This is a genomic window from Pigmentibacter sp. JX0631 (assembly GCF_029873255.1).
In the GTDB taxonomy this organism is placed as follows: Bacteria; Bdellovibrionota_B; Oligoflexia; order Silvanigrellales; family Silvanigrellaceae; genus Silvanigrella.
Map to the genome: position 1 here is coordinate 2,637,536 of NZ_CP123622.1, position 16,659 is coordinate 2,654,194.

At 29.9% G+C, this 16,659-nt stretch carries 16 protein-coding genes; 9 read left to right on the plus strand and 7 right to left on the minus strand.

What is annotated here, in order from left to right; translation table 11 throughout:
- Nucleotides 1-122 precede the first annotated feature (122 nt).
- Complete coding sequence (nadE, locus tag QEJ31_RS11490) at nucleotides 123-2,018, plus strand: NAD(+) synthase (protein ID WP_280590266.1); 1,896 nt, start codon at nucleotides 123-125, stop codon at nucleotides 2,016-2,018.
- A 359-nt stretch (nucleotides 2,019-2,377) separates the two neighbouring features.
- The gene (locus QEJ31_RS11495; RefSeq protein ID WP_280590268.1) at nucleotides 2,378-2,950 is read left to right on the plus strand and encodes a hypothetical protein; all 573 of its coding nucleotides are present in this window, start codon (nucleotides 2,378-2,380) and stop codon (nucleotides 2,948-2,950) included.
- Between the two features lies 1 nt (nucleotide 2,951).
- Here the strand turns inward: QEJ31_RS11495 and QEJ31_RS11500 are convergent, their stop codons facing one another.
- Genes QEJ31_RS11500 through QEJ31_RS11515 form a run of 4 tightly spaced genes read right to left on the minus strand, consistent with a single transcriptional unit; the run spans nucleotide 2,952 to nucleotide 5,820 of the window.
- Nucleotides 2,952-3,245 carry a Trp family transcriptional regulator gene (locus tag QEJ31_RS11500; protein ID WP_280590270.1) on the minus strand — a complete coding sequence of 98 codons (294 nt, stop codon included), beginning with the start codon at nucleotides 3,243-3,245 and terminating at the stop codon, nucleotides 2,952-2,954.
- A gap of 11 nt (nucleotides 3,246-3,256) precedes the next feature.
- Nucleotides 3,257-3,973: a hypothetical protein gene (locus tag QEJ31_RS11505; RefSeq protein ID WP_280590272.1), complete on the minus strand. Its 717-nt coding sequence runs from the start codon at nucleotides 3,971-3,973 to the stop codon at nucleotides 3,257-3,259.
- The gene (locus QEJ31_RS11510) at nucleotides 3,957-4,430 is read right to left on the minus strand and encodes a hypothetical protein (RefSeq protein ID WP_280590274.1); all 474 of its coding nucleotides are present in this window, start codon (nucleotides 4,428-4,430) and stop codon (nucleotides 3,957-3,959) included. The genes QEJ31_RS11505 and QEJ31_RS11510 overlap by 17 nt, the downstream gene beginning before the upstream one ends.
- A 13-nt stretch (nucleotides 4,431-4,443) precedes the next feature.
- Nucleotides 4,444-5,820 (minus strand): 1-acyl-sn-glycerol-3-phosphate acyltransferase, encoded by a 1,377-nt coding sequence (locus tag QEJ31_RS11515; RefSeq protein ID WP_280590276.1) that lies wholly within the window; start codon nucleotides 5,818-5,820, stop codon nucleotides 4,444-4,446.
- Nucleotides 5,821-5,916: 96 nt separating this feature from the next.
- Here QEJ31_RS11515 and QEJ31_RS11520 point away from each other — a divergent pair, with 96 nt between their 5' ends.
- The 4 genes from QEJ31_RS11520 to murB are packed head-to-tail and all read left to right on the plus strand — an operon-like array spanning nucleotide 5,917 to nucleotide 9,999.
- Nucleotides 5,917-6,606, plus strand: a complete 690-nt coding sequence (locus QEJ31_RS11520; RefSeq protein WP_280590278.1) for a prolyl oligopeptidase family serine peptidase — start codon at nucleotides 5,917-5,919, stop codon at nucleotides 6,604-6,606.
- Nucleotides 6,603-7,955, plus strand: a complete 1,353-nt coding sequence (gene hflX, locus QEJ31_RS11525) for a GTPase HflX (RefSeq protein WP_280590280.1) — start codon at nucleotides 6,603-6,605, stop codon at nucleotides 7,953-7,955. Before QEJ31_RS11520 ends, hflX begins: the two co-directional genes overlap by 4 nt.
- Nucleotides 7,949-8,281 carry a hypothetical protein gene (locus QEJ31_RS11530; protein ID WP_280590282.1) on the plus strand — a complete coding sequence of 111 codons (333 nt, stop codon included), beginning with the start codon at nucleotides 7,949-7,951 and terminating at the stop codon, nucleotides 8,279-8,281. Before hflX ends, QEJ31_RS11530 begins: the two co-directional genes overlap by 7 nt.
- A 2-nt stretch (nucleotides 8,282-8,283) precedes the next feature.
- Nucleotides 8,284-9,999, plus strand: coding sequence for a UDP-N-acetylmuramate dehydrogenase (gene murB / locus QEJ31_RS11535; RefSeq protein ID WP_280590284.1), 1,716 nt, complete (start codon nucleotides 8,284-8,286; stop codon nucleotides 9,997-9,999).
- Nucleotides 10,000-10,014: 15 nt separating this feature from the next.
- Here murB and QEJ31_RS11540 read toward each other — a convergent pair whose 3' ends face one another.
- The 3 genes from QEJ31_RS11540 to QEJ31_RS11550 all read right to left on the minus strand — a co-directional run bounded on the left by QEJ31_RS11540 (nucleotide 10,015) and on the right by QEJ31_RS11550 (nucleotide 12,926).
- Nucleotides 10,015-11,142 (minus strand): aminotransferase class V-fold PLP-dependent enzyme, encoded by a 1,128-nt coding sequence (locus QEJ31_RS11540; protein WP_280590286.1) that lies wholly within the window; start codon nucleotides 11,140-11,142, stop codon nucleotides 10,015-10,017.
- 15 nt (nucleotides 11,143-11,157) lie between these two features.
- Nucleotides 11,158-11,919: a tryptophan 2,3-dioxygenase family protein gene (locus QEJ31_RS11545; RefSeq protein WP_280590288.1), complete on the minus strand. Its 762-nt coding sequence runs from the start codon at nucleotides 11,917-11,919 to the stop codon at nucleotides 11,158-11,160.
- Between the two features lie 197 nt (nucleotides 11,920-12,116).
- On the minus strand, nucleotides 12,117-12,926 hold the full coding sequence (locus tag QEJ31_RS11550) for a TrmH family RNA methyltransferase (RefSeq protein ID WP_280590290.1): 810 nt from the start codon (nucleotides 12,924-12,926) through the stop codon (nucleotides 12,117-12,119).
- Nucleotides 12,927-13,245: 319 nt separating this feature from the next.
- Here QEJ31_RS11550 and QEJ31_RS11555 point away from each other — a divergent pair, with 319 nt between their 5' ends.
- From QEJ31_RS11555 to QEJ31_RS11565, 3 genes are all read left to right on the plus strand, one after another.
- Nucleotides 13,246-14,601: an NAD(P)/FAD-dependent oxidoreductase gene (locus QEJ31_RS11555; RefSeq protein WP_280590292.1), complete on the plus strand. Its 1,356-nt coding sequence runs from the start codon at nucleotides 13,246-13,248 to the stop codon at nucleotides 14,599-14,601.
- 318 nt (nucleotides 14,602-14,919) lie between these two features.
- Nucleotides 14,920-15,444 carry a DUF2058 family protein gene (locus QEJ31_RS11560; RefSeq protein ID WP_280590294.1) on the plus strand — a complete coding sequence of 175 codons (525 nt, stop codon included), beginning with the start codon at nucleotides 14,920-14,922 and terminating at the stop codon, nucleotides 15,442-15,444.
- 47 nt (nucleotides 15,445-15,491) lie between these two features.
- Complete coding sequence (locus tag QEJ31_RS11565; protein WP_280590295.1) at nucleotides 15,492-16,604, plus strand: thioredoxin domain-containing protein; 1,113 nt, start codon at nucleotides 15,492-15,494, stop codon at nucleotides 16,602-16,604.
- Nucleotides 16,605-16,659: the final 55 nt, after the last annotated feature.

Sequence of the window (16,659 nt, forward strand, 5' to 3'; positions counted from 1 at the left end):
GCAAAAAAAATTCAAGATGAATTTTAGAATAGCTTGTTTCTAAATTTGATATTTTATAGATTTCTTTATTAGAAGTTAAAATTGCTTCTAAATTTAAGAACTGATTGAGGAATAATAGAGTAATGAAAATTGCAATTGGACAATTGATAGTAAAAGCAGCAAACTGTGCAGAGAATTTTCATAAAATGCAAGATCAGATAATAAAAGCGGTTGAAAATCAGGCGCAATTGATTATTTTTCCTGAAATGGCTTTACCTGGATATTTTATTGGAGATACTTGGGAGCAGCTATCATTTCTTCATGAGTGCGAATTTTACCATAAAAAAATTCTTAATTTATCAAAGGATATAGATATTATTTTTGGATCCGTTGGAATAGATTGGAGAAAAAAAAACGAAGATGGTCGAGTTCGGAAATATAACTCTATTTACTGCGCTTCAAATGGAAAATTTAAGATAAATTCTAAAACAAAATATCCTTTTTGGATAAAATCACTTTTACCTAATTATAGAGAATTTGATGATTCGCGATATTTTTATGATCTCAGAAAACTAGCTAATGATAAAAATCTGTTAATTCAAGACTTATATGAACCACTCAAGCTAAAACAGAATGGTAAAATAATAAACATTGGAATTTCTATTTGTGAAGATGCATGGTCAGATGATTATCACAATAAACCTATTTTAACCTTTAATAAGAAATATAAGCATGATTTTTTTCTAAACTTAAGTGCTTCACCATTTACTTTAGCAAAAAAAGAAAAACGCGAAAAATTATTTTGCAAAATTGCTAAATCATGTTCCACTCCTTTGTTCTATGTTAATTGTGTAGGCGCGCAAAATTTAGGAAAAACAATTTATGGGTTTGATGGTTCGTCTACATTTTACTCAAAAAAAGGTGAAATAATTGAAATCGGTAATTTTTTCGCTGAATCTCTCCGTTTTTTTCAATATGATTTAAAGAAAAAAATCATTGAAAGTAAAAAAATAAATCAGAAAGAAAAATTGAAGATTGAAAAAGCCGAAGAATTACAAATTTCTTTGGAATATATTATTAAAAATTGTTTAAATGAGTGGAATATTAAAAAGGTAGTTATTGGTTTAAGTGGAGGCATTGATTCTGCTTTAAGTGCTGTTCTGTTTACTCGTGTGTTGGGTAACGAAAATGTATATTTAGTAAATATGCCATCTAAGTTTAATTCTAATCTCACAAAAAATGCGGCAAAAAAACTTGCAGATAATCTTCAATGTCCATTTACTTTTATTCCTATAGATGAGTCTATTAATTATACGAAAGAACAATTAAGTAAAGTTGTATTTTCTCAATCAGGAGAGACTATTATAGTTAATTCTTTTGTTTTTGAAAATATACAAGCTAGAGATCGGGGTGGAAGAATATTAGCAGCAGTTGCTGCAGCTCTAGGTGGAGTATTTGTTTGCAATGCTAATAAATCTGAAATGACTGTAGGATATTCTACTCTTTACGGAGACCAAGCAGGATTTCTAGCTCCTATTGCAGATTTATGGAAACAAGATGTTTATTTACTTGCCCACCACTATAATAATCAGGTTTTTAAAAAACAAGTTATTCCCCTAGAAACACTGCAAGTTGTGCCTAGTGCAGAGCTTAGTGAAAAGCAAAATGTTATGGAAAATAAAGGAGATCCGTTGTGTTACCCATATCATGATTTCCTTTTTGCATCTTGGGTTGAACATTGGAATAGAAAAACTCCTGAAGATTGTTTAAAAGCATATTTAAAAAATAATCTTGCTCAGTTTTTAGGTTGTGAAAAAAAATTAATAGATACTTTATTTCCTGATGTTCAAATCTTTATAAAAGACTTAGAACGTTGGTGGAGTTTGTATCGTGGTATGGCTGCTTTTAAAAGAGTCCAAGCTCCGCCAGTGGTCGCACTAACTCGGAGAGCTTTTGGAAATGATCATAGAGAGCATATTAGTCGTGTTACTTTTTCAGCAGAATATGAAAAAACAAAGTCTAAAGTATTGAAAAACTGAGTAAAAAAAAATATTGCATTATTTCTTCAAGTGATCAAAAATAATTATGTAACATTATAAAAAAATATTTTTTAGGCAACTTTATTAATTTTATAAACTGATTTATTCTCAAGTATGTTAATTTAATAGATTTTTAATCTAATTTTGTAGTAATAAATAGAATAATCTTCTATTTATTACTTGATAGATTTAGTGGTTAAAATAAAATTATAGTAATTTAAAGTAATTATCTAAAAAAATATTTTCTCTAAAATTTTCTTTTTTTTAACTTTCCAAAATAACTAGATCAACATAAAAGGATGTAGTAAAAAAAAAACTTTTGAAGAAGGAGTCTTCAAATTTTAAGGAGCACAAACTTTATGGATGAAGTTAAGCTAAATAAGGACGATGAAAAATATATACGGACCTTATCACAATATTTAGAAAAATTTCACTTAACAACAGGTTATCAAAATAAAGAAGTTGCCGAACTTCTAAATATGGATAAAAGTTATTATAATAAAATTCGACTAAAGAAATTTTCTCCAATATCTAATAGCATTTCTATTTTAAAAAAATTTGCTTCATTAAATGATAATGATTTAATTTCTTTTATCTCTGAAATTGAAGAATTAAATATTGATAAAAACTTTTTTTCTTTAGATGGAAATGACTGGGAATTTATTTTAAAAAAAGTTTTTATACAGTGTGGACCATTAATTCGAAAAATTTTAATTGAGGATCGTCTTAAACCAGCAATAGAAGATAATGAAAATAGTATAGAAAAAATAATTAAATGTTTTATAATTTTAGCATTAGTTCTGGATATTTCAAAAAATGAGAAATGGTTAAATTCAATAATGGAATTTGTATTAAATATTCACCAAAATTTGGAGGAAGAACATATAAACGATATTAATGAATTATTAAATAAAATGAAAAAAATGCAATAATTTAACTTCTTGGAAAAACTTTTTTAAGAAGTTCATTATTTTCTTGCAGCATTCTGCTTCCTCTGGTGACTGTTGCAATTCCTACTCCCAGTTTTTCAGAAATTTCTCTTTGCGCTATTCCTTTAGAAATCATATCAACAATTTGAAGTCTTTGAGAAATGGCGTCTATTTCTGCAGGGGTAAGAAAAACTTTTAAAAATTGTTCTGCGTCTTCCATAGAAATACCTTTATCTTTGATCTCTAAAATAAAATCTAAAATTTCTTTTGTTGATTTTTGAAATTTAGATTGGGTCATATTCTTATCCTTTAAAAATAAAATAAAACGGTAGAACTGTTAGGCTTTATTAAAATCCTACTTCCTTTTGTTGAATTACTCAAGCCATGTGAAGGTCTTTCAAGTATAATATTTCCACTATATTTAGCTCCTTTTATAGATATTGAAGCATTATCTTCATCTGAAAAAATTGAAAATGTTAACTTATTGGCACAAATTACTTCAAAGTTAACAGATGAAATAATAACACCTTCGTGAAAATAACAAATCCCCCCAGGAACATGGTTTTTAATAAATCTTTTTGCTTCAAATATATTTGCTATTTCATGGTCTTTTCTTCCGCCTAAGCCAAAAAATATTTCGATAAATATTGGAATATTTTTTGACTTTTTCTTTATTAATTCTAATAAAAATGAAAAGTCATTATAGTCTTTATTTTTCTGCAAAGAGATTTCTTCAACAATCAGCTCTCTCTCCTGTTTCATATTGTTACGTACTGAGTTTTTGTCAAGAAATTTTTTGGATTTTTCTGTCAAACTATCGTAGTCACCAGCCCAAATAATTTTGTTACAAGATATTTTATTCCGCAGAAAATGATTCAATCCACCATCAGCAATATAAATTTCATTCACATTTAAGTTAGTTAAGGATGAGGAATTTTGTTTATTTGCAAAGACTTTAACATTTGTATGGGAATTTGAACCATTTAAAAAAATTATAAATTTCTCAATTTTATGCTTCTGGTTCATGATCTGTTGTTTGGTTTCTTATTAAGTGAGGTAATTGGGAATCCTTTTTATCGATCAACCAAATATGTTTCATTTTTGCTTCAAGTTCTTCTGATTTAAAAAGAATATCTCTAGCTTTAGAAAACCCAAATGTTAAACCAATTATAAAGGAAATAAAAGCAAAAACAATACCAACTGCAAATACTCCGGCTATTACACTTTGAATTGAAGTGTTTGTTATAATTTCTGAAAATCGTCCTTTTTGAGCTTCTTCTAATATTTTACTTTTAAATAAAGCGATAATTAATGCAATAGTAGCAAAGAAAACTATTGGAATTAAAAATGAAAGTAAAGGGTAAAAAAAACGGACAAGATTGGCGATGGAGCGAGCTTGAATGATTCTTCGAGCATGTTCAGGAAAATTTCGTTTTAAGTACGATTCAAAATCTGAATCAAATATTTTTTTTGCAAATGGCATATCAGGAAAAACCCTATTTATTAAGAGATTTATTTTTTAAATTTTGTTCTTCAGAATCTTTTATTTTTTGCATAACTCCGTCTGAAATTTCTCTCCATTCTTTCATGAGTTCATACCAGCCTCTGGGAAAGAAAAAGCGAAGTTTAGCTAAGCGTAAAAAGCCTGGGAAAAAATTAATGCTTTCTTGGACTATCAAACTTAACGCAAGAAATGTTGGAGTTAAGATAAGGAAAGCAACCCATAATACGATTTTATTGATTTGAGGTAAATAGCCACCTGCAAAGTAAGTAAAAATAGAAGACATGAGAAATGCCCAAAGAGGAAAAAACCACATTCCATGCGCAATTTTCATTGTAGCCCGAACGTCTCGGTCTGATGTACTTTTTTTAGCAAGTCGTTCGCATATTTTGGCAGGAAGAACCCAAACTAATGTACCAAGTGTTTCTATTGGAAAAGAAACAAAAAGATAAAACCATCCATGACGAATCATTACCCAAAAGAAATTTCTCTTTTTATAATTGTTGTCTCCCCAAACAAGTTGTGCAGGTGAAACATTTACAGCTTGCATCATTCTGCGCATGGTTTGAATTTTTGCCATGATAATTTGGTCAGAATCAAAATTAGGACGGTTTTGTTCAACAAAAATTCTAAACTCTCTTGCAGAAGATGGGCTTCTTCCATATGCAAGTTCAAATAAAAAGCGCCAATTTCTTTTTTCATCCCAGCTGAAAAAACTAGCAAAACCCGACTCTAAGGATTCTCGCACCCCATCCATGATATCTTTCACAGAAAAATCACTAGAAGTGATTACGACGGGTTCACAAAAATGCAAATATAACTCACTACGAAACTCATCTTTTTCTGAATAATCTATAACTGCTGGTTGAACTACAACGGTAAAGTTTTCATCTTTGCATCTACTCATCGCTTGTAAAGCCATCCGGGCTAAACCTGTTTTTAACTGGAAAATAAAAGGTTCATCGTGACTGACCCCTTCAGGGAAAATAAGAATACTATCTCCCTCTAGTAAAGCATCTCCAACCTTTTGAAAGGCTTCATTATTTGCTTTTGCGCGCCAGTCGGCTTCAAAATTTCCTTGTTCCAACATTTCTTTTTGGGCTTGAATATCTTTTTTGATGTCTTGCAAACGAGTTACTGGAATAGCTCTCGTCAATTTCAAGAATTGGCGCATTACGGGAATGTCCCAAAGCGTATGTTTTGCAAGCGGTCTAATTTGTACAGGTGCAAGTCCTAACATAACAGCCGGATCAACTATTCCGCTAGAATGGTTTGAAGCCCATATTGAACTTCCACCTGTATAAGGTGTTCCTGATATACAAATTCTTTTGAAAAAAATTCTGCAAAGTATAAAAGCTAGAAATCGAATCATTATAAGATTTGCCTCTAGTGTTTTGCTGTGATCTAAAATTGAGTATATTGCCATACTGGACATTATTAAATGTCAAATTCACCCATTGGAGACAGAATGTCAATACAATCAAATTCAAATAATGCTAAAGGTAAGAAAACTATTCAAATAAATAGTCCTCTAAAAGTTGTATCGAACGTTAGAGGTGATGAGATTAAAAATATTATTATTTGTTTACATGGTTTTGGCGATAATGCTGCAAATTTTGCTTCTTTAGCAAATGAAATAAATATTCAAAATGTTCTTTGGCTTTTTCCACAAGGGCCAAAAAACTATCCTATGGGCTTTGATGGAGCACAATGGTTCCCACTTTTTAGTGATCCTACTGAAGAACGAAGAAATTCAGAAGAATTAGTTTTACAACTTCTCAATGAAGCCATTGAAGTTTGCAAGCTTGATTATTCAAAAGTTTTTCTTTTGGGATTTTCACAAGGAGCTGCTTTAGCAATTTATAGTGGTTTAAAATTAAAAGAAAAACTCGCTGGAATTTTGGCATTAAGTGGTTTTATTTTTCAAGCACATACGATTAAAAATGCTTATGCAGGAAAAGTAATAGATACACCTATGCTTGTTCTGCATGGAAATCAAGATCAAGTTATTTTTCCTGCAACATATTATGATATGTTGGATTCATTAAAAGATTTAGGTGTGAAACGGTTAAGAAATAAAATTTACAGTAATATGGGGCATACAATTTCTAGCGAAGAAATTAAAGATATAACCAAATTTATTGAGGAAAATCGTTGAATAAAACAAATATTGATATTGAAAAAACCATAGAGTTAGAAAAAGCAAGAATACAACTAGAAAATCGTGATATAGTTGGTATGAAAGCTTATCTAGTAAGTTTAGAACTACCTGAAGACAATCCTGTTGAAATTCAGGAAAGCTTACAAGAATTAGGAGCTTTAGTAAGAACGCTTGGTGACGAATGTCTCGGCGTTTCAGTTCAAAAGAAAAATAAACCTGTTCCAGCAACTTATATAGGCTTAGGAAAAGCAGAAGAAATTAAAAAATCTTGTCAATTGTTACAAATTGATTATGTTACCTTTGATCAAGAGCTTTCCCCAACACAAGTTAGAAATTTAGAAAATTTAATAAACAAACCAGTCTTAGATAGAACAAGTATTATTCTCCAGATTTTTAAAAAAAATGCGCGTTCAAAAGAATCAAGAACTCAAGTCGAAATAGCTCACTTAGAGTATATGGCTCCTCGGTTATCAAATGCTTGGATTGCATGGGAAAGACAAAGAGGAGGAGGTGGTGTTGGTGGAAGAGTAAAAGGTTCCGGTGAAACACAACTTGAAATTGATAGAAGACGCATGAAAGACAAAATCGCTTCTCTCAAAAAAGATTTGGAAAAAATCCAAAAAGAAAGAGAAACGCAAAGAAAAAATAGATTAGATGAATGGAATGTAGTTTTAGTTGGATATACTAATGCTGGAAAAACCACATTAATGAATGCTTTAACTGAGAGTCATTTGTCTGCTAAAGATTCTTTATTTGAAACTCTTGATTCAAGTGTAAGAAAAATTCGCGGCACAAATAACATGAATATTCTGATAACCGATACAGTTGGTTTTATCAGAAATTTACCTCATGGATTAGTAGCAAGTTTTCGTAGTACTTTAGAAGAAGCTTGTAAAGCTGATCTTATTTTGCATATTGTAGATATTTCCAATAAATCTTATAAAGAGCATATTAAAGTAACTGACGAAGTACTACGTCAGGTAGGAGCATCTGACGTTCCAAAAATAATAATTTTTAATAAAATTGATGCTATTAAAGGTGAGCCACAATTGGCTAGAATACTAATGCGTAGTTATCCAAAAAGTATATGCATATCTAGCCAAAAAGAAGAAGATATAAAAAAATTTAGAGAAACTATTGTACAGTTTCTTGCACTAAATATGGTAGAAAAAGTTTTTAATGTGCATTATGAAGATTCTAAAATGTTGTCATTAATTTATTCTCATACTCGAGTATTAGAAGCAAAATGGACTCAAGATGAAGGAATATTTAAAGTAAGAATGTCAAAGAGTATTTATCAAAGATATTTTGTGATTAATAAAGCTGAGGAAAATTTGGAATGGTAGAGAAAAAAGAGGATAATAAAATACCTGATAATATAAAAAATAAAATAATGGAATTAAAGATTATCGAAACTCAATTGGGGCATTTACCGCCTGAAAATTGGAATGTAGGTGATTTATACGCAAAATATGATAATAATAATTATCAACAAAGTTTAACGCAATTAGAAAAACAAACAGAGTTATTATTTTTGGAAATATGTGAATCTTTAGACAAATTAAATTATTCATATCCTTCTATAGCAAAAGAAATTAATGCAATTATTAATTATGTTGGTGGTCCGAAATATTGTAATGAAGAAGAAGTAAAACAAGTTCTTGGAAAGTAAAAATGCAAAAAAAAATTCCGGATTATTTTGTTGAAAATCAAAATATAAAAGAAAAAACCTATTATAAAATGGGTGGTATAGCTCGTTACTTTTCAACTCCTTCAAATTTATTTGAAATTCAGCAAACTATTTTGTGGTGCCATTCTCAGCAGTTACCTTGTTCGATTTTAGGTTCTGGTAGTAATTCTGTTTATTCAGATGAAAATTTTTCAGGAGTTATTCTTTCTCTTGAAAATTTAAATCATTGGTTTTGGGAAACTGATGAATATTTATTTGTTGAAGCAGGTGTTACAAATACTGAAATTGCAGAAATATGTATGGTTGCAAATAGAGCTGGTGCTTCGTGGATGTTTAGAATGCCAGGGCAAGTTGGTGCATCTGTTAGAATGAATGCTCGTTGTTACGGGGGCGAGATATCTCAAATTGTCAAAAATGTATTAACTATAGATCATTATGGATATATAAAAACTTATACTTCAGAAGAAATATTTCAGGGATATAAATTAACAACACTTATGCACAAACCAGAAATTGTCGTTGGAGTGAGATTATTTTTTCCAAATAAATTAGCTGCTGAAAAACTGTTAAAACATATGCTTATTTGTGAAGAAGATAGGCACAAGAAAAAACATTTCTTTTTACCTAGTTGTGGCTCCACATTTAAAAATAATTATTCAGTAGGCAAGCCAAGTGGACAAATATTTGATGAATTAGGGTTAAAAGGTTTAAAAGTAGGTGCTGCGGAAGTTAGTCAATTTCATGCAAATTTTGTTTGGAATATGGGTTCTGCAAAAACTAAAGACATGCTTAACTTAACAGCTATTATGCGAAGTAAAGCGAAAAAAGAGTTAAATGCAGAATTGGAGTTAGAAGTACAACCCGTAGGTTTATTTCCCAAAGAAATGTATCAAAAATGTGGGATGGAAAATTTAGGTCCAAGTTATGAAAATGAACATGGAAAAAAATGGGTAGGTCTTTTTTATTATCCAAATTCTTTTGTTACTAAGCTCTTCTATTCTAATAATGAATTTCCAAAAATTCTTTATGAGGGCCCCTTTTTCGAGTATTTTCAAACTCCATTTAATGGTCGTCCTGATGTATTTGTAAGTCTATGTCAATTAATAAGTCTTGAAGATGCAAAGAAAAATCCTGCGAAACCTTTTCTTCAATGGAAAACTTTTACAACAGACAATCCAAATAAAATATTTTCTATTCCAGTTGCTGAAAAGTATGGAAAAAAGAACCAAAAATTTATAGATGAGCTTTGGAATTTTAGTGTAAGTGAAATATTTTTTGCGCATCCTGATAAACCAAAAACTTGTTATCTAGAATTTGAAGTAACTCCAAATGGTGAATGGATTGCTTTTGAATTTGATGGAGTTAGGCAAAGATCAACTCAAAATTTGCAACCAAATCTTAAATTATGGGACTCTTTAACAATTAATAATATGAGTATTCATTTCCATAATGATAAAGATTTAAGATACGTATTTGGCATGAATTTTACTTTTAATAATTTAAAAAATGTTATTAGTGAGCAGCAAAATTTTATTTCTTTCCAATGTGCTTTAAGCCTGGGTTATGGCAAATATTACTTATCACCAGCTTGGAAACATGTAGAGTATTCTCAATTAAAAAATAAGAAAAGAAAAAAAGATGAAATTTTAAAAGCCGATTTTCATCAACCAAGTAATTTTTGGAAACTTAAGTTATTTTAATTATTTATTGAAAAATTAAAATTCAAAATTTTCAACAATTTCTTTAAATTTATATATTTCATCCCATGTGTTGTAAATATGGGGTGAAAATCTAATTCCATAATTAGGTTTGCTATCTACAAAGACTTTTTCCTGCTTTAAATAATTTAAAAACTGTTCATCATTTTTAGTAGAAAAAACGAAAGTACCTCCTCTTTCATCATGCTGAAGCGGAGAAAGTACTTTGATTTTTGGTTTTTCTTGCATATAGCTATGAAGATAAGAAATATATTCCTGATTTTTTTTATAAATATTTTCAAATCCAATATTATTTAACAATTTAATACTTTCAATTGCAAGCATTAAAGGTAAAATACATGGAGTACCATCCATAAATTGACTTGAATTTGAACTTTTTTTTAATTCATCAATATTTTCAGCAAAAATATTTTCCATCCCAAACCAACCAAATGCATTTGAATTAATTTTACCAAATACACTGCTGTTTGCCCAGATAAATCCAGTTCCAGTTCCACCACAAAGCCACTTTAAACATGATCCAATGGCAAAATCGAAATTAGAATTTTCTAAATTAATTGGAATTACCCCAATTGATTGGGCGAGATCTAATATGGATATAACATTAAATTTTCTACACTTATTAGCAATATCGACGATAGGCTGTTTGAATGAGTTACCATAAGTTACATGAGAAACTAAAAGAAATAGTGTTTTATCATCAATTTCATTTAACCATTGTTCGGTTTGAATTCTTCCATTTTTACTTTTAATCAATATAAATTCATAAAAATCTTTTGGGAGAAAATTAAAAATAAATTGCATTGATGGAAATTCTAAGTCACTTAAGATAATTTTTTTCCGCTTATTATTTTTTGGTATTGCATGAATAATTTTTAAGAGTGCTGAAGAATTGTTTATTTGATAACAAAAATTTTTTGATTTACTAAAAGTTATTTCTGCTAAAATTTTATGGAAATTTTCGAGATAAGGGAGCCATTCTTCCCAAGAATTTCCACCTTTATTTTTCCATGAATGGAAATAAAGCTCTTTAGCAATTTCTTGATTTTTGTTTAAACAGCCCATTGAGTGATTAAGGAAGTAAAGACCGTTTGGTTTTAGAAACTGATTGATTAATAAAGACATTGGAAAACCTAATTTTTAAATAACTTTTTGTGAACTTAAACTATCTCGAACCACTCCATACTGATGCCCCCATTCTGAAGTCATTTTTGAACGAATTTCCCATAACTCTGGAAAAAGGGAGCGTGCAATTCTATTAGTGAGATTTGTAACAACATTACCTTTCATTGAATGCGCTTGTAGCCCAATACTTCTACCAATTAATTTCATATGGGAATAAAGAAATTTGTTGTAAAGATCATCCAATTCAAGGAAACATTCACAAATTAAATAAACATCATTATGGACATATTCTGTATGATATATTTTCTCAAAGTCTAAAATATCATGAATGCCAAAAAGTTCCTTAAATGAAAGCCAAAGAGTTGTAGAAATTTTTAAAAATGATTTAAATCCTGGCGAATCTTGGCCACTCCCGTTACCTAATTTTAATCTAATATCTTGATATTCTCTTGGAGACATAGAATGAAGAATTTCAATTGTTTTTAAAAGGCACTCTTGTGCTTTATGTGCACGTTTAAAATTGCTAATAATTCTTTGATAATTTTTTTCTAATAAATATTTATTGATTTCAAGGAGAGAAAAATTTAAGGATTTAAAAAATAGTTCTTCTGCTTGATGTACTAGTTGAAAATGAATTTCATCTGCATTACAAAGCTCATTATAATTTGTTTGTAGAGAAAGTAAGTCTTTTGTTTTTAAATATATTTCGTAGTCACTTTTTCCATTTCCATTCATTAATTCTGATAATTCATCAATCGTTAGTCTATTACTTAACATAACAAATCCTTTAATTTTAAAATTGAATAATATTTAGATATTGAAATATTTAACTAAACAAACTTAGAACTACAAGATGTAAGATATCAGTTTTTTGACAAAAGAAAAGTTTTATTTTTATTTTTTTGTTTTATTATCATTGAATTAAAGTTACCAAAATAATTGGCAACATAATAATGCTACTCTTATTTATATAATTATTCTTTATGAATTCGCCAATATTCAGCAAGAATGACACTTGATGCGCATGCGATATTTAGACTTTCTACATTACCTGAACTTGGAATTTGGATAATTTTATCACCATTATTTAAGAGGGGTTCTGTTATACCAGAATTTTCTGATCCAAAAACAAATACCAATTTTTTAGGAAGTTTCTCTTTAAATATATTCGTACCTTTATGACTAGAAGTTAACATAATTTTATATTCAGATGCTTTAAATTTCTCCAAAGCTTTATTAAAATTATCTGTAGTAATTATTTTGATAAACTCAGCACCACCTTCTGATGTACGATAAGCTGCACCCGATAATGCTGCATCTGCATGTGATACTAGTATAGCATTTGCTCCAAAATTTGCACAAACACGCATAACTGCTCCTAAGTTATGTGGATTTTGGACATTTTCGAGTGCAACAATACAATTTGTATTTTTAACTAGATTTTCATTTTTAAGAAATTCTTCATAGCTTAAAGAAGGAGTACGGCGAATTAAAAAACAAACTCCTTCATGATGATTTGATTCAGAAACCTTCAGCATTTCTTCTTCGGTTAAAATACGATAAGCTAATTTTTTCTCAGCACAATATTTTAAAACTTTATTCATTTCTTTTAGCATATTTTCGGTAATATAAACACGAATAAGGTCCTGAGGGCGTTTGCTAAATAACATTTTACAAGAATGGAGACCACATATCTTCATTTCTAAATTTTTTCTTGGTTTTGGGATTCTTCTGTGCTCACCATGTTGTTTTATTTTTTCTTGTTCTTTTTCTCTTTTTTTCAAGTGAATCTCCATTATTTTATACTCAATTTAATAGTTATTTCTAATAATCTATTAAGGTTATTAAATTGTGCTTGATTCTTAGAAGGCATGAATCAATTCCAACTGTCCTAAAGGGTATATTTCTTCTTTTAGGTATTTGTAAAGGCATTTTTAAATTATAGAAAGTACAAAAATAATAGCATATTAGTTGAGAAATTGAAAAAATAGTTGTAATATATTTTTTGTGTACAAAAAACAATATTTCTTTTCTAATAATTTAAAATTTCTTTTTAATTACTATATTTATTTCGCAAGTATTTAAATATTAATGAGGATTTATATGAAAACTCGAGTTGCTATTATTGGGGCTGGTCCATCAGGGTGTGCTCAAATGCGAGCTTTTGCAGCTATAGAGCAAAAGAGCATTCCTATTCCTGAAATTGTTTGTTTTGAAAAGCAAGATAATTGGGGAGGCCTTTGGAATTACACTTGGGAAACTGGTGTGGATAGATTTGGGGAACCTGTGCACGGCAGTATGTATCGTTATCTCTGGTCTAATGGGCCTAAAGAATGTCTAGAATTTGCAGATTACTCTTTTGAAGAACACTTTGGTAAACAAATTCCTTCTTACCCACCAAGAGAGGTTCTGTTTGATTATATTCAAGGACGTGTAGAAAAAGCAGGGGTTAAAAAATGGATAAAATTTCAATGTCCCGTAAAAAGCGTCGTATTTCATAACGAAACAAATAAATTTCATTTAAAATACCGGAATTTAAAAAAAGATAATGAGTATATTGAAGAATTTGATTATGTAGTTGTAGCTTCAGGACATTATTCCTTTCCAAATTATCCAACTTTTCCTGGCATGAATAAGTTCAACGGAAGAATATTGCATGCGCATGATTTTCGCGATGCCTTAGAATTTAAAGATAAAGATATTTTAATAGTAGGTAGTAGTTATTCAGCAGAAGATATAGGATCTCAATGTTACAAATACGGAGCAAAAAGTATTACTTCTTGTTACAGAACAAAGCCTATGGGCTTTAACTTTCCAAATAATTGGGAAGAAAAACCTATGCTAGATAAAGTAGAATTAAATATTGCATATTTTAAAGATGGAACAACAAAAAAAATAGATGCTATTATTTTATGTACAGGTTATAAGCACCATTTTCCCTTTATGGCAGAAAATTTACAGTTAAAAACTAAAAATAGATTATGGCCAAATCATTTGTATAAAGGAATATTTTGGTTTGAAAATCCAAAATTAATATATTTAGGTATGCAAGATCAGTATTACACTTTTAATATGTTTGATGCCCAAGCATGGTTAGCTCGTAACTTTATTCTAGGGAAGTTTTCGTTACCTTCATTGCAAGAACAACAAATAGAAAATAATATTTGGATAGATAGAGAAGAAAAATTAGAAACTGCTCATGACGGTGTATTATTTCAAGGAGATTATGTAAAGGAATTAATATCTTTAACTGATTACCCAAAATTAGATATAGATAAGGTAAATGCTAATTTTTTTCTTTGGAAAAAACATAAACATGAAAATATCATAACTTTTCGAGATCAAATCTATTGTTCAGCTCTAACTGGTAATTTTTCTACTTATCATCATACGAGTTGGTTAGAGACGAAAGATGATTCTTTAGAATCATTTCTCTCAATTGAGAAGGGGAAAGTTTAGTTCGATACCTCTCTAAAGATATGAAAATTAAAAATTTGAAAGAAATCATGTTAGTATCTTTGCGAAAAAGAAACTAGATTTCTAATTTTTGTATTATCTATCAATTAAGTATAAATAGTGCTCTATAAAATGGCATACCTTTGAAGTTATTTATTTTTAAGAATAAGTCATTTGTTCTCCCTCGAGTTATCCACTTTCAATGTGGATAACTTCTAAAAAATGCCTCATTTTTGATACATTTCTATTTTCCAGAGCTGAAGATAAATTGACAATTCATAAAAGTCGGGAGAAGGATGAAAGGGTAAGGGAGGAATAAAGATGAGCTTAAGGGATCAACTTTTAAAAGCAGGATTGGTTTCCAAAAAACAAGCACAAAAAGCAGAAGCCTCAAACCGCAAACAAGAACATGATTCAAAGAAAAATAAACAACTTGCGGATGCTATTGATGCCGAAAAAAAAGCAGAACTCGATAAAATTGAAGAAGAAAAAAATAAACAGAAAGAAATTGATAAAGAATTAAACAAACAACGCGATTTGCTGATTCAGCAAAGAGAGTTAATATACAGGGCTAGACAAATTTTAAATAGCAATTGTCTTAATTCTCCAAATGCTACAGAACCTTATTATTTCGCAGAAAAAAATAAAGTCCGTAAGGTTCTAGTGACCTCTTGGCAGAGAGAAATGCTGGCGCGTGGGAAATTAGGAATTGGGCGACCAATGGATGAAGTTGATGAGTTTTATATAGTGCCACTTTCTGCGGCAAAAATTATTAAAGAAATTTCTCCACTAAGATTAATTACATTACATTCGGAACTTGATGATTCTGAAGAAATTGAATTATAGTTGAGAATTTTGAAAGCTTCCGTTCCTTTCATTTATGGAGAAAAATAATGCAAGATAACAAATCTAGTAACATTAAAATAATTGGTTTTTTTATAGGGGGTATTATTTTAGGAGCATTAGCTACTACAGGTGTGATGCTTGCCCAAAAAGCCAAAAAAGCAGTTGATATATCTGCAAATCTAGGAAAACCATTTGTCGTTGTAGATGGTAAAACTTGGGATACAGGTATGCTACCTGGTGATTCAGGAATGGATTACTTTACTCTGCAAAACAATATCTATAATGCAGAAAAAAACTTTGCTTCTCAAATTGCACTTAGAATAGCTTTGGCAAATGATGCAGGAAAACCTGTTTCTTCTACAGAACTTCCTAAATTAGAAGAATTATTGAATATTCCGCCAGTTTCTGAGCAAGATGCGAAGCAATATTATGAAAAAATAATTGCCCAAATGGGTGCCGGGGTTTTTGGGGGGCAATCTTTCGAGAAAATAAAAGCGCAGCTTCAGATGCAAATGTCTCAACAAAAAGCTTCAGAAATTGTTCTGCGCAAAATACAAGAACTAGAAGTGGGCGGGAGAATCAAAGTATTATTAAATCCACCGACATCTCCTTCGGTCAAATTAAATTTAGAAGGTTATCCTTCCAGGGGAAATAAAAACGCCAGTTTAGTATTTGTTGAAGTGGCTGATTATCTTTGTGCACATTGCCGTGAAACAGAGCCTATCATAGAAAAAATTTCCAAAGAATTTGCTGATAAAGTTAAATTTGTCCATATTTCTTACCCTCTTGCAGCACAAGGTTTGAGTGGTGCTTTAACCAAAGGTGCGTTTTGTGCTACTAAACAAGGTGAAAAATCTTTCTGGGATTATCATACTAACGCTTTTCAAGTGCCTTTTTCAAAAGCAAATCCAACTGGTAATGATCCAACAAAACAATTTCTCGATGAAGCTATCAATGTGGCAAAACAATCCAATCTTGATCTAAAAGCATTTACGGAATGTCTAAATTCTAATGAACCAAATGAATATATCCAAAAAGTTCAAAATGAATTTAATAGTTCAACTGGCTTTAAAGGAACACCAACTTTTTATTTAAATGGAAAAATTCTAGAAGCTAATCCACAACAATTAGAAGCTAGTATCAAAGCTGCAATAAAATAATTTATTGAAAGAAAATGCGAAGACTAAACTTTTGGTAATCATTTTCTTTTGGTTG